Annotated in this window: 18 protein-coding genes; 7 read left to right on the top strand and 11 right to left on the bottom strand. The window is 54.8% G+C overall.

Features of this window, described 5'->3' with window-relative positions; genetic code table 11:
* Positions 1-97 precede the first annotated feature (97 nt).
* From DFP90_RS16455 to DFP90_RS16445, 3 genes are read right to left on the bottom strand one after another with little or no spacing between them, the layout of a single operon-like run.
* The gene (locus tag DFP90_RS16455; RefSeq protein WP_115937607.1) at positions 98-1,675 is read right to left on the bottom strand and encodes a SpoVR family protein; all 1,578 of its coding nucleotides are present in this window, start codon (positions 1,673-1,675) and stop codon (positions 98-100) included.
* 18 nt (positions 1,676-1,693) lie between these two features.
* Complete coding sequence (locus tag DFP90_RS16450) at positions 1,694-3,001, bottom strand: YeaH/YhbH family protein (protein WP_115937606.1); 1,308 nt, start codon at positions 2,999-3,001, stop codon at positions 1,694-1,696.
* Positions 3,002-3,020: 19 nt separating this feature from the next.
* Positions 3,021-4,955 carry a PrkA family serine protein kinase gene (locus tag DFP90_RS16445; RefSeq protein ID WP_115937605.1) on the bottom strand — a complete coding sequence of 645 codons (1,935 nt, stop codon included), beginning with the start codon at positions 4,953-4,955 and terminating at the stop codon, positions 3,021-3,023.
* Positions 4,956-5,613: 658 nt separating this feature from the next.
* On the opposite strand from DFP90_RS16445, the gene DFP90_RS16440 reads away from it, so the two are divergent.
* Both DFP90_RS16440 and DFP90_RS16435 read left to right on the top strand, forming a co-directional pair.
* The gene (locus DFP90_RS16440) at positions 5,614-6,618 is read left to right on the top strand and encodes a YeiH family protein (protein ID WP_115937604.1); all 1,005 of its coding nucleotides are present in this window, start codon (positions 5,614-5,616) and stop codon (positions 6,616-6,618) included.
* A 73-nt stretch (positions 6,619-6,691) separates the two neighbouring features.
* Positions 6,692-7,123: a PaaI family thioesterase gene (locus tag DFP90_RS16435; RefSeq protein WP_115937603.1), complete on the top strand. Its 432-nt coding sequence runs from the start codon at positions 6,692-6,694 to the stop codon at positions 7,121-7,123.
* 60 nt (positions 7,124-7,183) lie between these two features.
* Here DFP90_RS16435 and DFP90_RS22945 read toward each other — a convergent pair whose 3' ends face one another.
* Positions 7,184-7,741, bottom strand: a complete 558-nt coding sequence (locus tag DFP90_RS22945) for a cytochrome P460 family protein (protein WP_181905411.1) — start codon at positions 7,739-7,741, stop codon at positions 7,184-7,186.
* 50 nt (positions 7,742-7,791) lie between these two features.
* Positions 7,792-8,091 (bottom strand): hypothetical protein, encoded by a 300-nt coding sequence (locus tag DFP90_RS22940; RefSeq protein WP_181905410.1) that lies wholly within the window; start codon positions 8,089-8,091, stop codon positions 7,792-7,794.
* A gap of 853 nt (positions 8,092-8,944) precedes the next feature.
* Here DFP90_RS22940 and DFP90_RS16415 point away from each other — a divergent pair.
* Entirely contained in the window at positions 8,945-9,817 is an 873-nt protein-coding gene (locus DFP90_RS16415; protein WP_115937601.1) for a formylglycine-generating enzyme family protein, read from the top strand.
* Between the two features lie 71 nt (positions 9,818-9,888).
* On the top strand, positions 9,889-10,644 hold the full coding sequence (locus DFP90_RS16410; RefSeq protein WP_245957097.1) for a DUF6969 family protein: 756 nt from the start codon (positions 9,889-9,891) through the stop codon (positions 10,642-10,644).
* A gap of 9 nt (positions 10,645-10,653) precedes the next feature.
* Here the strand turns inward: DFP90_RS16410 and DFP90_RS16405 are convergent, their stop codons facing one another.
* Together DFP90_RS16405 and DFP90_RS16400 are read right to left on the bottom strand one after the other, a co-directional pair.
* Positions 10,654-11,118 (bottom strand): MEKHLA domain-containing protein, encoded by a 465-nt coding sequence (locus DFP90_RS16405; protein ID WP_218044702.1) that lies wholly within the window; start codon positions 11,116-11,118, stop codon positions 10,654-10,656.
* On the bottom strand, positions 11,118-12,467 hold the full coding sequence (locus DFP90_RS16400; RefSeq protein ID WP_115937600.1) for a globin-coupled sensor protein: 1,350 nt from the start codon (positions 12,465-12,467) through the stop codon (positions 11,118-11,120). Before DFP90_RS16400 ends, DFP90_RS16405 begins: the two co-directional genes overlap by 1 nt.
* A 204-nt stretch (positions 12,468-12,671) precedes the next feature.
* On the opposite strand from DFP90_RS16400, the gene DFP90_RS16395 reads away from it, so the two are divergent.
* Positions 12,672-13,661: a YheT family hydrolase gene (locus tag DFP90_RS16395; RefSeq protein ID WP_115937599.1), complete on the top strand. Its 990-nt coding sequence runs from the start codon at positions 12,672-12,674 to the stop codon at positions 13,659-13,661.
* Here the strand turns inward: DFP90_RS16395 and DFP90_RS16390 are convergent.
* A complete protein-coding gene (locus DFP90_RS16390; protein WP_115937598.1) occupies positions 13,658-14,545 on the bottom strand; it encodes a LysR family transcriptional regulator in 888 nt (295 codons plus the stop codon). The genes DFP90_RS16395 and DFP90_RS16390 overlap by 4 nt on opposite strands.
* Positions 14,546-14,660: 115 nt before the next feature.
* Between DFP90_RS16390 and DFP90_RS16385 the strand changes: the two genes are divergently transcribed.
* On the top strand, positions 14,661-15,488 hold the full coding sequence (locus DFP90_RS16385; RefSeq protein WP_115937597.1) for an enoyl-CoA hydratase/isomerase family protein: 828 nt from the start codon (positions 14,661-14,663) through the stop codon (positions 15,486-15,488).
* Between the two features lie 125 nt (positions 15,489-15,613).
* A complete protein-coding gene (locus DFP90_RS22705) occupies positions 15,614-16,153 on the top strand; it encodes a hypothetical protein (RefSeq protein ID WP_147301040.1) in 540 nt (179 codons plus the stop codon).
* 17 nt (positions 16,154-16,170) lie between these two features.
* On the opposite strand, the gene DFP90_RS16380 is transcribed toward DFP90_RS22705, so the two are convergent.
* From DFP90_RS16380 to DFP90_RS16370, 3 genes are all read right to left on the bottom strand, one after another.
* Positions 16,171-16,635, bottom strand: coding sequence for a hypothetical protein (locus tag DFP90_RS16380; RefSeq protein WP_115937596.1), 465 nt, complete (start codon positions 16,633-16,635; stop codon positions 16,171-16,173).
* A gap of 162 nt (positions 16,636-16,797) precedes the next feature.
* On the bottom strand, positions 16,798-17,919 hold the full coding sequence (locus DFP90_RS16375) for an alginate O-acetyltransferase AlgX-related protein (RefSeq protein WP_115937595.1): 1,122 nt from the start codon (positions 17,917-17,919) through the stop codon (positions 16,798-16,800).
* A gap of 176 nt (positions 17,920-18,095) precedes the next feature.
* A complete protein-coding gene (locus DFP90_RS16370; RefSeq protein WP_115937594.1) occupies positions 18,096-19,910 on the bottom strand; it encodes a M2 family metallopeptidase in 1,815 nt (604 codons plus the stop codon).
* Between the last annotated feature and the right edge of the window lie 161 nt (positions 19,911-20,071).

The following is a 20,071-nucleotide window of genomic DNA, read 5'->3' as shown; positions in this document are numbered from 1 at the left end:
AACCAATCTGGAAGGAAAAGTTCGTAGACTGAACCTGACCTGACAGAACACCGCGTCAAAGCCGGTAACTGTCAGACGGAGTCTCGACTACTACACTTCAGCTTTTCTTCTTACTGCCGGGTTCCACCTTTTCCTCGATGGTGGATGCGCTGTAGAGATGCTGATCGGTTTCCTGATCATGGCCGTCCAGCGTCACATCATACCCCCACAGATATTTCACATATTTCAGCACCTCATCCCGGCTTTTGTCCTCCAGAAGGATGCCGTTATGGACCCCATGGCGCAGCTTCAGGATTCGATCGCCTTTAAGGTCGGCATCCATGACCTGGATATTGGCTTCGTAATTGGTGATGTCGTAACTGTTCGCAAGTGTCTGGCGCAATTTCTTATAATGGCGTGAGCTATGGATCTCGGTGACTTCCAACTCGTCCTTCTTGGAATCATCCGTGATCACGAACAGCTTCATCTTGCGCATCAGATGCGGGCTTAAAAACTGTTGGATGAAGGATTCATCGCGGTAATTGGCCCAGGCGTGCTTCAATACGGATCGCCAATCGTCGGATCCGGCGAAATCCGGAAACCATTCCCTGTCCTCATCCGTGGGATCCTCGCAGATCCGCTTGATATCCATCATCATGTTGAAACCCAGCGTATAGGGATTGATTCCGGAAAAACGCGGATCGTCGAAATCCGGCTGCATCACAACATTGGTATGGGAATGCAGCATCTCCATAAAGGCACCATCGGTGATCAGGCCCTGATCATGAAGGCGGTTAATGATGTAGTAATGGACGAAGGTGGCACAGCCCTCATTCATCACTTTGGTCTGTTTTTGCGGATAGAGATATTGTGCAAGGGAGCGCACGATTCGTAAAATCTCTTGCTGCCAGGGTTCCAGGACCGGACTGTTTTTTTCGAAGAAATAGAGCAGGTTTTCTTCCGGCAGGTTCATTTTACTCTGTCGGTCGACCCGTTCCCGGCGGTTGAGCTCCCGCTCCTCGGGGGAGGGGTTCAGCATGCTTTCCATCCAGATATCAAGCTGGCTTTGCTTTTCCTCATGGCTTTCGCGCATGCGGCGCATGGCTTCCAGTTCCTCTTTGGTCGGGCGCGGCGGCCGACGATAGCGGAACACACCATGCGACATCAGGGAATGGGCGGCGTCAAGAAGGTCCTCAACGGCCTGGAAACCATATCTCTCTTCGCATTTCATGATGAAATTCTTGGCAAAGGAGATGTAATCTAAAATACCGTCTGCATCGGTCCATTGCTTGAAGAGATAATTATTCTTGAAGAAATGATTATGCCCGAAAGCGGCATGGGCCATGACCAATGTCTGCAGCGCCATGGTGTTTTCTTCCATATTGTAGCTGATGCAGGGATTGGAATTGATGACAATCTCGTAAGCGAGTCCGGTCATGCCTTTTCGATACATGGTCTCATCCCGGACAAAGCGTTTGCCGAAGGACCAATGCTGATACATCAAGGGCAAGCCGATGGAGGAATAGGCATCCAGCATCTGTTCGGAGGAGATGATCTCTATCTGGTTGGGATAGACATCCAGGCTCAGGTCATTGAGTGCGATATCCTGGATCGCTTCATAGACGATCCCCATGCTCTCAAAGGTCCAGTCGGATTCTGTGAAAAGCGGCTGGGTCTCAAGTTTTTTCTTGGCCATTATAAGTCGATCCCCTCCTTACCCTAATTTTTTGGCGAACAATTCCCGGAAAACCGGATAGATATGCGAGGGATCGGCCACCCGTCTCATATCGAAGTTGGGCCAGCGTTCGCGCACTGACCGGTAGGCACGCCACAATTCCCCGCCGGTTTCCTCGGATTTGAGAATTTCCATCTCACTTTCCTCGATGATCTCCACATAGGCGTAGAATTGGCACAAGGGCATGATGTGCTGCTCCAGGTAATTTTCACATTTGGCGGAATCCCGGCTGAGATTCTCACCGTCTGAAGCCTGGGCGGCGTAGATATTCCATTCATCCGTGGGATAGCGTTCCTTCAACACACGTTCCATCTCGACCAAGGCGGTGGACACCACCGTGCCGCCGGTCTCACGACCGTAAAAGAAGGTGTCTTCGTCCACTTCCTGGGCATAATGGGTATGCCGGATGAAAACGATCTCTGTATGTTCGTAGCAACGGTCCAGGAAGAGATGCAGCAGCAGGAAAAAGCGTTTCGCCAGATTCTTTTCCCGTTCGCCCATAGATCCGGACACGTCCATCAGACAGAACATGACAGCTTTTGAGTTGGGCACGGTCTCTGGCACGAAGGCGTTGTAGCGCACATCCACAGGGTCGATATAGGCGACAACCTTGCGTTTACGCTGAAGAACTTCCAACCGGCCTTTCAGCTCCTCCAGCTTTTTCCGGTCCTTATCCGAATGCGGGGTACGGGTCTCCAGATCGGCAATATCCGCTTCCAGTGCTTCTACCTCTTCCAGCTTAGGCCGTTTGAGAGCGAGCCTGCGGCCATAGGCATTGCGCATGGTGCGCAGCACATTCAAATTCGCCGGCATACCGTCGGAGGTATGGCCCGCGCGTTTTTGCCGGATGGTGGTGGTTTCCTTCAAAGTGGTCTTGACCAAATCGGGCAGTTCCAAATCCTCAAACAAAAGCTCGAGAAATTCATCCCGGGTCAGGGTGAAGGTGAAGTCGTCTTCACCCTCGCCATCCTCGGATGCTTTTTTGCCGCGGCCTTCACCGGCCCCTTGCTTGGGTCTGGGGAAACTGTCTCCGACGACAAATTCCTTGTTGCCGGGCAGGACGCGCTGCCGGTAGCCCCCGGTGGGTGAGTTGGTGAAATGCGGCTCGTCGATGCCCCGGGTCGGAATCGAGATTTTCTCGCCGCTGGCGATATCGCTGACCGCCCGGTCCTTCACCGATTTATTGACCATCTCCTTGATGTGATGACGGGCGCGCCGCAGGAACCGTTGCCGGTTCCCGAGGCTTTTCCCTTTTGGATTTTGGCGGCGGTCGATGAAATGATGCATACCGTATCCAACCTCCCGCTTAACCAGCCTTGTTAACGCGCATATACCATTCAACCAGGCGCCGGACCTGGCGTTCGGTATAACCATGCTCGGTCATACGATGTACGAACTCCTTATGTTTGGCATCGGTATCGCTGTCCTTCTTCGAACCGAAGCTGATGACCGGCAACAGATCCTCCACATGGCTGAACATGTGTTTCTCGATCACATCACGCAGTTTTTCGTAACTGGTCCATTCCGGATTCTTGCCTTCATTCTGGGCCCGTGTCCGGAGCGCGAATTTGACCACTTCATTCCGGAAGTCCTTCGGATTCGCGATGCCGGCGGGTTTCTCGATTTTTGACAACTCCTGATCCAGAACTTCGCGGTTGAACAACTGGCCGGTGTCCGGATCCTTGTAATCCTGTTCCTCGATCCATGCATCGGCGTAGGAGATATAACGGTCGAACACGTTCTGGCCGTATTCGCTGTAGCTTTCCAGATAGGCTTTCTGGATCTCGTTCCCGATGAATTCCGCATATCGGGGCGCCAGCTCTTCCTTGATGAATTCCAGATAAGTGGATTCGGTTTCCGGCGGGAATTGTTCCCGTTTGATCGCCTGCTCCAGCATGAACATCAGATGGACCGGATCGGCGGTGACTTCCTCCACATCATAGTTGAAGGTGGCGGAAAGCACCTTGAAGGCAAATCGGGTGGAAACCCCTTCCATACCTTCATCCACACCGGCTGCATCCCGGTATTCCTGGACCGTTTTTGCCTTGGGATCGGTATCTTTGAGGCTTTCGCCGTCATAGACCCGCATCTTGGAATAAAGATTGGAATTCTCATGGGCCTTCAGGCGGCTCAGCACACAGAACCGGCTGAGCACATTCAAGGTTTCCGGTGCACAGTTGGATTCACTCAGCTGGCTGTTTTCCAGCAGCTTCTTGTAAATCATCGCCTCTTCCGTCGCGCGCAGGCAATAGGGAACCTTGACGATGCTGACCCGGTCGATGAAGGCTTCGTTATTCTTGTTATTCTTGAACTGCTGCCATTCCGATTCGTTGGAATGTGCGAGCACGATGCCCTGGAACGGGAATGCGCCGAAACTTTCCGTGCCGGTATAGTTGCCTTCCTGAGTTGCAGTCAGCAGGGGATGCAGCACCTTGATCGGGGCCTTGAACATTTCCACAAATTCCATCAAACCCTGGGTACAGCGGTTCAGGCCGCCGGAATAGCTGTAGGCATCCGGGTCATCCTGGCTGAAATGTTCCAGCTTGCGGATATCCACTTTTCCGACCAGGGTTGCGATATCCTGGTTATTCTCGTCACCGGGCTCGACCTTGGCGACGCCGATCTGGCGCAGCTTGGAGGGGGTCAGCCGCACAACGGAAAATTTCGAGATATCGCCGTCATATTCATCCAGTCGTTTTACAGCCCAGGGCGACATGATCCCCGGCAGGCGATGATGCGCGATGCCGTATTTATCAGCCAGAAGGTCGCCCATTTTGTCCGGATTGAAGAGGCCAAGGGGTGATTCGAAAAGCGGGCTGATCTGGTCGCCGGCTTTCAGGGCATAGATCGGCTCCTGCTCGATCAGCTGTTTCAGCCGTTCGGCCAGCGAGGATTTGCCGCCGCCAACGGGGCCGAGCAAGTAAAGGATCTGTTTGCGTTCTTCCAGGCCCTGGGCGGCATAGCGGAAGTAACCCACGATACGTTCCACCGTGTCTTCCATGCCAAAAAAGTCCTGAAAGCTGGGATAGGTCTTAATGGTCCGATTCTGGAAAATCCGGCTGAGCCTGGAATCCTGGCTGGTGTCAACAACCGCGGGCTCGCCGATGGCCTTGATCATGCGCTCTGCCGTGGTGGCATAGAATGACGGATCATCCTTGCAGGCAAGCAGGTAATCTTGAACCGAAATCTCCTCCAGATGATGCCGGTCATAATGTTCTGCGAACTGGCTCACAATATCCATGGACTATAGACCCTCCTTAAATGTTCAAACGCCTCCTTAGACGAACAGGTACTGGAATTAAAAAAGGGGCCTCCTCTTGCGAGTGCCCCCTAAGCTTTTTCTTCTGTCGCGACTTCCATAATTCTACCGCCGCTTCGTTAAATATTGGTAAAGAGATGAACCAATTTTCCCATATTAAGTATTTGATCAATAAAGATGATATCGAATTGTCCTACTATTTATATAGTGTTGCGGTTCTTCTGATTCAATAAATAGAATCCTATCTGCCAAATATGGTTTTCTTAAGGCCGAGTCTGGATTTTGCGATTTGGTTCAAGCGCCCCGTCTCACCGGCGTGTATGCCAGTGACTGTCTCCAGGCCGACGATGAAATCCACTATCGCCAATCCAAGCGCCCGGTTTTTCTGGCAGGGCTGATTTCGGGGCGGGAAATCGCCTTGCCATAGTTGATGATTTCTCAACTGTCATTGACCTTAGCATGATTCGTTCAATGTGGTATGGGATATTTTCAGCGGAAATCCGCAATTTCCGTGCTTTGCTTTTCCATTTCCTTCACAAGGCCGCAGTTCCATTGGGCTTGACGTGGTTCTCCATTATTTGCATGTAAAAAACCGGGACAAAATAACGCAGATAACAAATCGGTATTCAGGGAGTCGGAAATGGTTGCATTGCTGGAGCGGGGACGGAGTTTCTTCAATATCTATTTCCCGGGGCTGATCGCCTGCTGCACAGTGGCCCTCGCCGCGGTGTTCCTGGAAGAGCATTATGACGGCCCGGCCATGCTCTATGCCCTTTTGTTGGGGATTGCCTTCAATTTCCTGTCTGAATCGGACCGGACGACAAAGGGCATTGAGATTGCCTCAAAATCCATTCTTCGTATCGGGGTCGGTTTGCTGGGGCTTCGGATCTCCTTTGATCAGATCGCCGGATTGGGCTGGGGACCGGCGGTATTGATGCTGGCGGCGATTGCGGCAACCATCCTTTTTGGCTGGGGGGTGGCTAGGCTGACGAAAAGCCGAGGGGCCTTTGGCGTTCTGACCGGTGGCGCGGTCGGGATCTGTGGTGCATCTGCGGCGTTGGCCATCTCAGCGGTCCTGCCAGGTCATAAGGATGCCGAACGCGATACCATTTATACCATTGTCACGGTGACCGCGCTCAGCACGGTGGCCATGATCCTTTATCCCATGATGGCCGGTTGGCTGGGTCTCAGCGAGTCGGATACCGGCATATTCCTGGGCGGCACCATCCATGATGTGGCCCAGGTGGTGGGGGCGGGATACAGCGTATCGGAAAATACCGGGGATGTTGCCACCGTGATCAAACTGATGCGCGTGGCGCTCTTGATCCCGGTTGTGCTGGTAATCGCGCTGCTGTTCCGTGGTCAAGTCGGTGAAGGGGCGGCGTCGCGTTTGCCGGTGCCGCTGTTTGCCATTGGCTTTGTCTGTTTGATGGCGTTGAACAACATGATGGATCTGCCAACCCAGATTACCGGTTTCTTTGTCGATTTATCCCGTTGGTGCATTATTCTGGCCGTGGCGGCGCTCGGTATGAAAACATCCTTTAAATCCCTGGTGGCTTCCGGATCAGTGCCGTTTCTCCTGATCCTGGGAGAGACGGTTTTCCTCGCGGTGTTTGTGCTGGGCGGCATGCTGCTGCTGGGGTGACTTGCCAGCGCTACGACCGGCAGGCTAGCCTGATGAGAAACGGGATGTGCCGTCACAAGCAGGGGAGGCTTGGATGCAGACAGGGTTGGGAAAACAGGGAAATGCTATAGGAAAACTGCCATGGACCGGTGCCTTTGGCGATCTGGTCGGGTATGAGTTTCAGGAATTGGACGGGGATCGCTGGGCAGTGTCGCTTGATCTTTCCGACCATCATCTCAACCAATATGGCATTGCCCATGGCGGTGTGCCTCTGACATTGCTGGATGTGGCTGGCGGCGGTGCGGTGTATCGGCTGGGACTAGCGGTCTCAAGGATCGCGACCATTTCCATGAGCACCAATTTTATCGGCGGGGCCGGGTCCGGGCGCCTGGTGGCTACCGGGTGTGTGGATGGCCATGGTCAGACCATCGCGCATACATCCATGCAACTGTATCAGGGGGATCTCAATGGCTCTTTGCTGGCGACTGCCCAGGGCAGTTATCGTCTGTTCTTAAAACGGGAATGAAAAAGAGCGGCATCCGTGACGATGCCGCCCAGTTATCCCTGAGGGGGGGAGTGCGTTTTCCTATTTCCGGAATTCTTCCGGCAGGAAGAACAATCGGTCCTGGTCTTCGGCGGCATTATGGCAATCCGCGCAGAAAGCGACGTTCTTGGCCCCTTTGCCATTGGTGACGCCGACCACGGAACCATTTGGCATGATCATGGTGTATTTCCAGTCACCGGTATCACCGTTGAACCCTGCGGCCATTTTTTCCATAACAAAAAGCGGACCGACGGAGGTCTTGCCACTCGGTTTGACCAGGAAAGAATCCTTGGCGGTCACCGTACCGACCGGTGCGGTACCGATATTTTCGTATTTCTGATAGGCGGCGGCTCCGACTGCATTCACATAGTTGTTCACGAACCGACCGCCATGGGTATCGGACGGGTAAGGAGCGGTTGCCACATTGGTCCAGCCGGGATAGGCGCTGGCCACATCCAGTCCCGACCGGGAATAGCCGGCCATTTCGGCCTGGAGACACTCATAGACGGCGCTGGCTTCCGCTGCGGTGATCTCAATATCGGCAGCTGCGGCGCAAGGGTTGCACGGATTGGCAGCCGAGCAGGGATTGCATGGGTTCACAGCAGCACAGGGGTTGCAGGGGTTATATCCGGCATTCCCAAGGCGCGGGATCACACAGCTTGAGACACTGCCTGCACTGGCGGCGCACGGGTTACACGGGTTTGCGGCGCATGGGTTACACGGGTTTGCGGCGCATGGGTTACACGGGTTTGCGGCGCATGGGTTACACGGGTTTGCGGCGCATGGGTTACACGGGTTTGCGGCGCACGGGTTACACGGGTTTGCGGCGCACGGGTTACACGGGTTCGCGGCGCACGGGTTACACGGGTTTGCGGCGCACGGGTTACACGGGTTCGCGGCGCACGGGTTACACGGGTTCGCGGCGCATGGGTTACACGGGTTTGCCGCACAGGGATTGCATCCTGAGGCCAATTGAATGTCATGTGCCGCTGGGCGGGGCTTGGCCGCCGGGTTTTCAAGTTGGCTTGAACTGGGGGAGGCGGCAAAGCTCATGCTGGACAGCGGAATCATAGAGGCGCCGGTCAGGCCAGCCCCGACGATCAGACCGGCAACGGTACCGGACAGCAGTTTTGATTGATGGGTTCTCATGAGGCATTTCTCCCCTTTTTAGTCCTGTTTTTCCTGGTGGTTGAAATGAGTGATGCCACGGTCAGGGACGGTGGCATCACTGTAGTTCCAATTTTTAGTTTGCCGCGCAGGGATTGCATGGATTGCACGGGTTTGCCGCCGCGCAGGGATTACAAGGGTTACATGGATTGCACGGGTTTGCTGCGGCGCACGGGTTGCATGGATTGCAGGGATTTGCCGCCGCGCAAGGGTTGCACGGGTTACACGGATTTGCCGCTGCGCAGGGATTGCACGGGTTACAGCCGGACGCGACTTGAAGCGGCGCGCTGGCTTTGGAAATGGCGGCCGGGTTTGCTGCGCTGTCGGTGTTATAGGTGGCAGAGAGGGCCGGGGTCGCGACACTTGCGCCTACAATCAACCCCATCATGGTGCCGGTCAGCATTTTTGATTTGTTCGACTTCACTTCAGTCACTCCTTGGTTCGTATGTTCTCGCTGCGGCGATCGCCGCTTTTGGTTCTTGAGTTCGGTTGCCCTTAACCCACGGCCTAAGACTGGCGCAGGGCTCTGGCAAAGGCGAATAAAGTCCCCTCAAATGAATGTGAGTATCCGTGACGGGCGCTCGTTGGCCGGTTGTTCTAGATTGCGGCCAGGTGCAGTTATCTGGATTAAGGTGAATGCGGATCGGTAGAATTTCCTTCATATCAAGAGTGATGCTTGCCCTGCTCATCACCGCGGAAATGGCTGCCGGTGGGCAGGCCATGGCTGCTGAGCCGGAGGCCAAGGTCATTCCGGCGGGCAGTTTTATGCGTGGATCCGGCCGGGCCCAACGCGAGGCGGCTTATCACATGGATGAGGTCGCCTATGGCCACAGCCGGACCCGTGCGCAGCAATGGTATGAAAATGAGTTTCCCTATGGGCCGGAAGAAACCGGCGGCTATGTGATCTTGCGCCATCTGGTGACCAACCGGGAGTATCAGGCCTTTGTCATGGATACCGGCCATCCATCTCCCGATGTCACGTCGGATACCTGGCAGGGATATGGTTTGATCCACCCCTTTTCCCGTACCAGAAGGCATGCCTGGCAGGGGCAGCAATATCCGCAGGGCCGGGCAGATCACCCGGTGGTGCTGGTCTCAGTTGCAGATGCGGAGGCCTATGCCCAATGGTTGTCGGAAAAAACCGGCCAGCCTTGGCGGCTGCCCGTTGAAGCGGAATGGGAACGTGCCGCCCGCGGCGATGACGGTCGCTGGTTCCCGTGGGGAAACGAATTTGATGCGGTCCGGCTCAACAGCCATGATCGGGGGCCGTTTGACACCCTGCCCGTCGGTCATTTCGTCGAGGGCCAGAGCCCCTTCGGGGTGATGGATATGGCGGGTCAGGTTTTTGAATGGACCGCGACGGCTGCCGGGCCGGGGCGGCGAATCGTGAAGGGCGGTTCATGGGATGACAAAGGATGCGGGATCTGCCGCGCGGCGGCGCGACATAGCCGACCGGAGGATTTGAAACATATCCTGGTGGGCTTTCGCCTGGTTCGGGATCTGGAGTGAGACAGTTCTCTTGATGCGCCAGGAGGTTTCAAGGATGATAGTTAACAGAAGTAAGGAAAAGAGGTTCTGGGATGAACGGTGAGTTTGGTGCGGATAAACCTTTGGCTATGGATGACCGGCATTGGCGCGATCTGGCCCCGGACCGACTGCGCAAAATGCAGGCGGCGGGAGCGGAGATCCTAAAATGCTACCATGTGCTGACCAAGGTGAATGCCAATGTGGTGGGGGAGTTGTTGAAAACCGCGGATACCTTCTTCGAGTGGGATCATTATCCCAAGGGGGATGTATATGACCGTGATACCCATGCTCAATATTACTATCATGCCCATCGCGGGGTGGATAACGAACATGGCCATTTCCACACCTTCATGCGCCGCAAGGGGATCCCGGCGGAGATCCAGCCATTGGCCGACCAGGGCAGTGCGAAAGTACCCGAGGGTGATGATATTCTCTCCCATCTGATTGCCATATCCATGGTGCCGGCGGGCTATCCCTTCATTCTCTTTTCCACCAACCGCTGGGTCACGGGCGAAAATTGGTTCAAGGCATCGGATGTCGTATCGATGTTGGATCATTTCGAGATTGACCATGCCTGGCCGTCTTGGCCGACCAACCGCTGGATCAGCGCCATGATCATCCTGTTCAGGCCCCAGATTGTGGCCCTGCTGGAGGAGCGCGACCGCGTGGTGGCTGAATGGGCGGAAAAGCATCCGGACCGGGATGTCTATGAAGACCGGTCGTTGGAGATCACATCCTATATGCCGGTATCGGTCGAGGAGCAGATCGCCAGAATCAATCAGGAACTATCCTCTCGCGCGGCGGCGTGAGAAACGGTTTTAAAGATAATCCCAATCATGGAACATCGCGGCCTGGCCGCAGGGCGCGCCCTGGGCCAGCAGGGTCCAGATGGTGGCTTGGCGGATCATGAAACGCTGCCCCCTGGAGGAGATCCGGATCCCGGAATAATCGGTGATCAGGCCGCTTTCCCCGGCCCGTGCCAGCATTTCATGCCGCGCGGCGCGCTTGTCCGGTTCAGCCGTATAGCGAGACGGGGTTTTTGTGAAATCCAGCCAATCCATTTGCCAAAGATCCAGGGCCGCGCGGTTACCGTAATTCAGGATTGGATCACTGGCTCCATTATGGGAGACCAGAATGTATGGTGCCTGCCATAATGCGGTTGCTAGCGGGATGTCCCCCGGATCAATAAGACCCTTGCCGGTCCAATGGCGATAACTGTCGGCAAGGCATCTTGAATGTGCTTCCAGCCAATCAATTGGCGCCGGGATATCCATGACCGGCATCAGTCGGCAGGGTCCAGTTCGGTCAGGAACTGGTCCGCGGCCCGGCGCAACCCGTTGGTGGCGCTGGACAGCCCGGAGGCTTTTTCCTGCAACAAGCCGCTGGCCTCTTTGGTGCGTCCGGCAATCCGGCTCATTTCCGTGATATTGCCGGCCACTTGTTCGGTGCGGCTGACGGCGCTTTCGATATTGTGATGGATTTGGCTGGTGGCGGCATCCTGTTGATGGACCGCACTGGCGATGACCGATGAATTGGCGCTGATTTCCTGCACGGTTTCACCGATGCTCTGGATCGCCGCCACGGCCTTGGAAGTGGCGTTCTGGATTGCATTCACCTGTTGGGTGATATCCTCGGTTGCGCTGGCGGTTTGATTGGCCAGACTCTTGACCTCATTGGCAACCACGGCAAACCCTTTCCCGGCCTCTCCGGCGCGGGCAGCTTCAATGGTGGCATTGAGCGCCAGAAGATTGGTCTGTTCGGCGATATCGGAGATCAGATTGACCACTTCGCCGATCCGGTCGGCGGCCTCCGCCAGCCCCTTCACATGCACATCGGTATCATGTGTCTCCTTAACGGCACGTTCCGCGATTTTGGAGGATTGAGAGACATTTTGTCCGATCTCGCCGATCGACGCGGAAAGCTGGCTAACCGATGAGGCGATGGAATTGATATTCTGCGAGATTTCTTCTGAGGCGCTGACCGCCTGCTCACCCCGGCTGCCGGCATTTTCGGCAATCTCCGCCATGGAATGAGAAACAGGATCAATATCGGCCACATGATCGGCAATCTGGTTGATTTGGCCGCGCAGGCTACGCTCGAAGGAATCACGCATTTGTTTCTGGTCTTCGTGGCGGCGCATGACAGCGGATTCTTCCGCCAGCGAGAAATAGACGGCCAGGCGGACATTCAGATCCAGAAAGACCATGCGGTTGATCGCATCCAAGATGCCGGCCAGGCGCTTGGGCCGGTATTTGAAGGCGGCAACCGCAACCGAATTCAGTTCCGATTGCAGGAAGCTGTAATTGCGCATCAGCCAGCGTGGCCGCATGCCCATTTGTGATTGCGCCCGGCCCCGTTCTTGGGTGGCGTCGAAATAACTCTGGTTGATAGTGCCGGAAAACAGCGACAGCCAATGATCCTTGGTGATGCGGTGATAGCTTTTATCCTGGACGCTGTCGCGCACCACGTCACGCAATCCGTCCACCGTCATCATATAGGCGGTCAGCCGTTCCAGGATGGCATCAATATTCTTTTCCAGCAGTGGTTGGAAAGATTTGGCGGATGCCAGAATTTCATCATCAATCCCCTGGGATTGAAGGCGGTTTAACAATTCATTGTCACCGGATACCATTGAATACCCTCTCCCTCTGCGGATAAGCGCCCCTGTTCATGGGCCTGCCAATTTTTTTGTTTGTTATTGAAATTCATAAGATAGTCACAGATATCAGGCAAGATGAACTGCTTGGCTTCGCAAAACCGTAACAAGAAACATGGTGGCGGCCCGGTCGGGTTTTACCGGTCTGATGCGGCTGGCTAATTGAGAGCAATTGATGAGATGGAACTGACATTTCAGGATTTCCGGGCGCGAGGCCCCTGGTTCGGTGGGGATCTGCAGACGCTCCGCAACCGAATGACCCGGCGGTTGATCAATCCACTGCGGGATCGGCTGACCGGCCAGGCGGAAATTGTGAAGCTGGCTCTGCCGCACAGTCCGGGTGACCACCTCCGTGTCGCCGTGAATAGACCGGCCCGTGATGCTCAGGACCGTCCGCTGATTCTATTGATCCATGGCCTCACTGGCTGTGAGGGCAGCGATAATATCGTCATTACCGCGCGACATTTCCTGGCACAGGGTTATCCGGTGGCGCGTTTGAATTTGCGCGGTGCCGGCCCCGGGGCCTCTGTGGCACAGAGCATGTATCATGCGGGCCTGAGCGCGGATCTCTCTGTGGTGGTGCGCCATTTCCGCAATCGCCCGGAAAGCCGCCACGGCATGGTGGCCATGGCGGTGTCGCTGGGCGGGAATATGCTGTTGAAATATCTGGGTGAGACGGGGCCCGAATCCGGTCTGGATGCCGCGGTTTCCGTCTCGGCCCCGATTTCACTCAAACTGGCCCAGCGGCGGATCGAAAAGATCCGGAATTTCCTCTATCACAAGGTCCTGCTGCATGACATGCTAATGGGGTTGAAACCGCTTCCCCGGATGCTGGAACCGGTGCCGGGCGGAGATCTGGGACAGATCCAACGGATCTATGATTTTGATAATCTGGTGGTGGCGGGCTATCACGGCTTTCGCGATGCCGATCATTATTATCAGGAAAACAGCGCGCGCGGTTATCTGGGGTCCATTCAAACACCGACCCTGATGATCCATGCCCAGGACGACCCCTGGATCCCGTTCGAAAGCTATCAGGCGCTTCCGTATAATCCGAAAATCACCACCCTGTTGCCGCGTGAGGGCGGCCATGTGGGTTTCCATGGTCAGGGCAGTGAGCAACCCTGGCATGATCTGCAGGCGACCCGCTTTTTCGAACGCTTTTGCTAAGGGGCAGCCTGGAAGGATGCGGTCATGAATTCCCGGAACAGGCGGTGTTTCCGGGGCGCGAGCGAGAGATCCTTGCTGACCAGACTAAGATCCTTGACCGGCAGATTTTCATCGGGCAACAGATCAATGAACAGACCCTGCCGCATTTCCTGTTCAATCGTTAGCGATAGCATCAAACCGGGCGCAAGGCCTGCGCGCACCGATTGATAAACCGTTTCCACATCGTCGCATCCGTGATGGCGCTGGCGGTCGAGGATGATCTTTTCATCGCGCAGGAAACGGCGCAGCTGGTCGGAGAGATTGTCCGGCATCAGGATCATCAGGGGATGATCGTTCAATTGGCTGAGCGTTTCCGGTTTTCCATGGCGCGCGATATAGGCGGGGCTGGCGCAGCAGACCAGCCGGGATTGCACGAGGCGCTTGGCGAAATGACGGCTGCTGTCGCCCAGCGCGCCAAGGCGGAAGGCGAAATCCAGCCCGTCCAGGTTCTCAATCCGGTCTGTCATCCGGATATCGTATCGGATCAGGGGATGTTCGGCACGAAAAGCTGCCAGATGATCGAACAGGGGCGAGCGAGCCAGGGATTTTGAACAGCTGATCCGGATCAGGCCTGATATCTCGGACCGGTTGCGGTGAATACCGTCTTCCGCTTCCGCCACCCGCGCCAGGATATCCTTGGCGGCTTTGTAAAAGGCGGCCCCCTCCACTGTAGCGCTGACCCGGCGGTTGTCGCGCAGCAGCAGCTGGCTCCCCAGCTGCTGTTCCAGCAGGCCGATTTGTTTGCTGACCGCGGAAGGGGAAATATTCAATGCCCGTGCCGCCCCGCTCAGCGAGCCGGAATCCAAGATGGCGATGAAGGTCTGATATTGGGAAAAGCGCGACATTGTTCCATTTGGTTAAGTTCGATCTCAACTATCATCACTTTTAGTTAAATATATGCAAGGGCATTTATGACCTGTCCCAGATGGGGAACCGAAACCGGAAAGACAGGAAAATAAAATGTATAGCGATTTTGAAACTTTGGCGGTCCGCAAGTCCGATGGCGTGGCCTGGATCACTTTTGACAATGGCGAGCTTAATTTGCTCGACATGTCCCTGGTCGGGGAAATGGTCCGGCTGGCGGATCTTTTGGAAGCGGATGACGAGGTCAGGGTCATGGTTTTCCAAAGCGCCAACCCGGATTATTTCCTCTCTCACGCGCATTTCCCGCTGTTGCAGGACTTCCGCGATCAAGGGGCCTATGACAGTGAGGAAATGCCGCTTTATTCAGGCCTGCTGGAAAAATTCCGCCGCATGCCTAAGGCGTCGATTGCCAAGATTGAAGGCCGGGCCAGAGGCGGCGGGGCCGAATTTGCCATGGCGATGGATATGTGTTTTGCCGCCGAGGGCAAAGGGATGCTCTCACAGATGGAGATCATCATCGGCATCCTGCCGGGCGGTGGGGCGGCGGCCTATCTGGCGCGCAAGCTGGGCCGGGCGCGGGCCATGGAAATCTGCCTTGGCGGTGGTGATTTTGAGGCGGCCCTGGCGGCGGAATATGGCTATATCAACCGTGCCTTGCCGGCAGATGAACTGGATGGGTTTGTTGAAGAGCTGGCCACCCGGATTGCCAGTTACGCACCGGAGGCCATTGCCCGGAACAAGGCGGCGGTCAATCTCATGGAAGACGACCGGCAGGCGGATTTCATTGCCAATAACCGGCTGTTCCGGGATTTGGTGAAGGGGCAGGATTTTGACCGTCGCGTTGAGCTTTTCCTGGCGCAGGGCGGCGAGACGCGAGCCGGTGAACTGGCGGATTGGAAAAACTGGGCGGAAAGGTTGCGCTGACCTGGAACTTTTATCCTGCCAGGACTGATCTCAGTCCTGGCATAGTTCACAATTTCTGAAGAAGGTTTCAATATGTCTTCAGCTGTCTAACGAAAGCCATAATTGGGATATAGAGAGGCTTTTAGTTGCAAGAAAAATGGTCTGTTAGAGTGGCTGCTGAAAATCATCTCCCAAGAATCTGGCCAGGTGTGGTCTATTTTCCTCTCTTCTTATTCTTGTCCGCAGGAATAGCGGTTGTAGGTGCGGTCAACCTGGATGGCTGTACCAAGATAATAACGGGTGGAGAACAAAGCCGCTTGATCGCAGAATCATCCAAATACAGTCTGATTGCAGCCATTCTTTATCTGGTGATGTATTTGTTCTTTTGGGGAGGAACCTATATCGGGCGATGCGCACCAGAATGGAGAAAGCTGATTTGGCCGTTGCTCTTTTTCCTGTCTTGGCGTCTCTCCAGCTACTGCTTTGATCTGAGTATGAGCTATTTATGTGGTTCAGATGATCCAGCTTCAATTGAGCATCATCTTTTTCTAAGTGATGTAAGGGTTAATCTCTTATTGTTTTTTATGACGCTTGGAGGGTGGATTTCTTTTTTCGTGCTCAGCTCCAGATCTTTTACCATGTCATTAAAAGGGCTTGAAGCACCTATTAGTCACCGAGGTTTGTAGCGATCTTTGAAATGGATTTACCGGAATCCGGTCATGCGCAGCAAAAAGCGGAAGATCAGCAAGACCGCGATGGCATTGAAAATCAGCAGGACAAGGATCTCGACATATTTAAGCAGGCTGGCATCATTGATCCAGAAATTGATGCCGCTGAAGGTGGAAGCGGTCAGTTCCAGCATGACCGCCACCAGGATGAGGGCCACGCCATCGCGCTGGATACCGCTGTCCAATTGTCGTTCTTTCTCCGGAATGGCAGATCCGTGGATTTTTTCGATGATCCAATAGCGATGTTCCAGCATGACACCGAAGGTGGCGATCAGGATCACAATCTCATTTTCCAGGCTGATCTCGTGGGGCATGAAATTCATGTGATAGTTGCTCAGCAGGAAATCCAGCTGTTCATCCAGGACCGAGACCGCGCCAAAAAGGACACCGAATGAAATGAGGATCAGGAAGGCCGGGCTGGAGACGGTTTTGTAGAGCATGGAAAAGTCCGGTTTATCAATCTCTTCTCCCGGCCAGATGATAAGCCAAATTCCTTTCCAAGGAATTAAGCGTGGGCGGCGGGGAAAAGGCAGGCCTGCACTATTGCCAGCATGTCACGCGACCCGGAGGTCAATAGCCTGCGGACCGTGAGAATATTCCCATCACTGTGCGTCTCCGGCCTGGCTCAGCGGTTGTGACTTTAAGAAATCACTCAAAGTCCGTGCGACCAGCTGGTGGCCGCGTTCGTTCCAGTGGCCATCCCGCAGGGCCTCGAATGTGGATCCATGAAGATCATAATCTTTTCGGAAGGCTGGCCTTAGATCCAGGACAGTGTAGCCGCGCTTTTGGGCTTCCTGGGCCATATAGATCCGCATCAGGTTGAAATAACTGGCATTGAATACGGCTCCATCGTCGGAACAATCCCGGCCGTCCATGATCATGGAGATCCGGTTGGGCGGCAATTGGGTCATTTCCGGTAGGGCGTCTAGAAAGGCGTCAATGGCGCGGTAGGAATCTGTCACACGTTCCTGGCTTACTGTTGCTGAAACATTGGCGACATAGTCAACCTGCTCCTGGTCTTGTGTCCATTCGGACCATTTTTGCCGGGCCAGGGCAGGGACGGAAAAAATACGCATATTGTTGATCAGGTATCGGACCAATGCAGAATGGCGCGCCAAAAAATTGACCTGGCCCGGGGCGTAATCCACCCGCCTCAGGCAGGGCGCCTCAGTCTCACAGGGAGAGAAATGATGAAATTCCGGCCCCTTTTTGTATTTTGCTAGGCTTTCACCAAAGTCATTGGCAATGATCACGAAATTCAGATAGTCCACGCCATATTCTTCACGTGCGTGTTTTGCCCAAATGAGATACTGGCTCAAAGGGGCACCGGAAAAACCGAAACTGTAAACGTTCAGGCGATCGCTGAATTCTTCAGACAGCCGTCCGTAGAATGTGTCCTGGTAATCCACCTGCACGGCTTCAACATATGAATCTCCGATGATTCCGATCGTGGGTGTGGATGTGTCGTTGGAATATTCCTGATCGTTTCGGAAACCTGCCTGATTTATATGAATTTCGCGGGCATTGAACATGTCCCAGCCGAGCGAATAGGAAATCGTCTGATACCCGTTTGCGTGGAAAACCGGGGATTGCTGATTGACCGGTGCAAAGCTCAAGCCTTCATTGACGGGCATCATCCGCAAAACCAGTTCAAGCAGAATGGCCATAAAGGCCAGACTGCCGATCAGGAGTGCGAGGCTTTGAGCGGCTGACTTCATGTTCATATGTTTGATCCGGGATTTTAACGTCAATTGCATGAACAATAGTTATGGCTGGATTATTGAGTAAGCTTGCTGGAGCAAGAAGGGGGGCGAATGAAAGCGCTCTTATCGCAAGCCTCAAAAAAAGAGGGGCCCGAATTCGGACCCCGTTAACATACTGAGGGAGGGGGAGTTTTTAATCAGCGCCAGCCGCAGGACCGGCCCTTATTCTGTTCGTCCAGCCAGCTTTTCAACGGTTTGAAATAGGCAAGCATGGGACCTGCATCCATCTGTCGGCTGCCGGTGAATTTCTCCAGGGCATCGGGCCAGGGTTTGGACGCGCCCATTTCCAGCATGGCGGTCAGCTGTCGGCCGACCTCCTTGTTGCCGAAAAGCGAGCATTGGGTCAGGTCACCGCCCTGTCCGGCCAGGGTACAGGCCTTTTCAAACAGCTGGAACTGCATGATATGGGCCAGGAAATAACGCATATAGGGGGTGTTGTTGGGGATGTGGTATTTTGCGCCGGGATCAAAGGCATTTTCGCCCCGCGTCATCGGCGCGCTGATCCCCTGATACTGGCGGCGTAATTCCCACCAGGTCTGGTTATAGTTTTCCGGTTTCACCTCACCGGAGAAAACTTTCCAGCGCCATTGATCCACCAAAAGACCAAAGGGCAGGAACGCGACTTTGTCCAAAGCCTGGTTCAGCAGGAAGTCGACCTGGTCGGTTTTTTCTGGCGCTGCTTTCAGCAAGCGGATCTGCCGGAGATAATTCGGGGTGACCGAGAGGCCGATGGCATCGCCGATGGCCTCATGGAACCCGTCATGGGCGGTGTCCCGGAACAGGTGGCTCTGATCCTTGTAAGCCATATAGGTGTAGATATGGCCCAGTTCATGATGGACGGTCTGGAAATCCTCGGCATTCACGCTGGTGCACATTTTGATGCGGACATCATCGCGGGTAATGTCCCAGGCGCTGGCATGGCAGGCGACCTTGCGGTCATTCGGTTTTTCCAGCAGGGATTTCTGCCAGAAGCTGGCCGGCAAAGTGCCCATGCCGATACTGTCGAAGAAATCTTCGCCCGCCTGCATCATTTTGCGGGCATTGTAATTCTCCTGTTCCAGCAGCAGGGTCAGATCATACCCCGGTCCGGAATCACCGGTGGCGACAATATCATAGATATTGCCCCATTGCTGGGCCCAGACATTGCCCAGAAGATGGGCGGGGATTGTGCCGTCCTTTGGCATCACATCCTGGCCGTAATAATCGGTCAATTTCGCTTTCGTATGGCAATGCAGGGCATCATAAAGCGGGCGCACCTGCTGCCAGAGGCGTTCGGCTTCCGCCGGGAAGTCCTTGGCCGGCATGTCATAGCCGCTGCGCCATAATTCACCGGTATTGGCAAAACCCAGCTCGCGCGCACCTTCGTTGGAAAGAGAGACCAGGCGGGCGTAGTTTTTCTTCATGGGGGGGGCGATCTCCCGCCATCCGGCCCACAGCGCCTTCAGCTCGGCCTCATCCCGGCTTTTTGCCATTCTCCCGATAACGCCTGTGCCATCGAAACAATCGCCATTCTTGAGGCAAAACTCGCCCAGGCTATAGGTTTCAGCTAAGGTCGCTTCCAGCCGGGCCAGCTCCGCCAATTTGTCATGATCACTGGGCTTGGGGATGGCCTGCATCCGTTTCAACAGACCCATCTTTCGCGCGGTCACTGGATCCAGATCCAGCCCCTGATATTGTTTGGACTGTTCAATCAGATCCACCAGGATCCGGGAATATTCCGCATCGGCTTTGATGGATTTTTCCCGGTTTTCCGGGGTGATGTCGGTGGCCAGTGTCCAGGCGGCCAGGGTGCTGGCCTGGCTTTTTTCGTCCAGGGTCTCTTCAACCTGACGGATAAAAGCGGCGGCTTCTTCTGCGGTTGGTGTCTTTGACGGGCTTGCCGCCAGCGCACAGGCCGGCACCAACAAAGCCAGGACCGCTGCATGGGCCAGCTGCCGTGATTTGAACCTCATTACCCTTCCCCTTTCCCCAAAAGATGGATCTGCTTAACAGATTGTAAGAAAACAATTTATAGGAGATTTATCAACCGATAATCCCGCTATAGTAGTTTTTAGTAAAGAACGCAACCAGTGGAGACATAAAAAAGCCCCGAGGATACCCCCGGGGCTCAATA

Origin of the sequence: Aestuariispira insulae, assembly GCF_003385955.1 — a bacterium.
Taxonomy (GTDB): Bacteria; Pseudomonadota; Alphaproteobacteria; order UBA8366; family Aestuariispiraceae; genus Aestuariispira; species Aestuariispira insulae.
The sequence above is the reverse complement of the archived record's forward strand: the minus strand, read 5'-3'. Positions and strand labels throughout refer to the sequence as shown.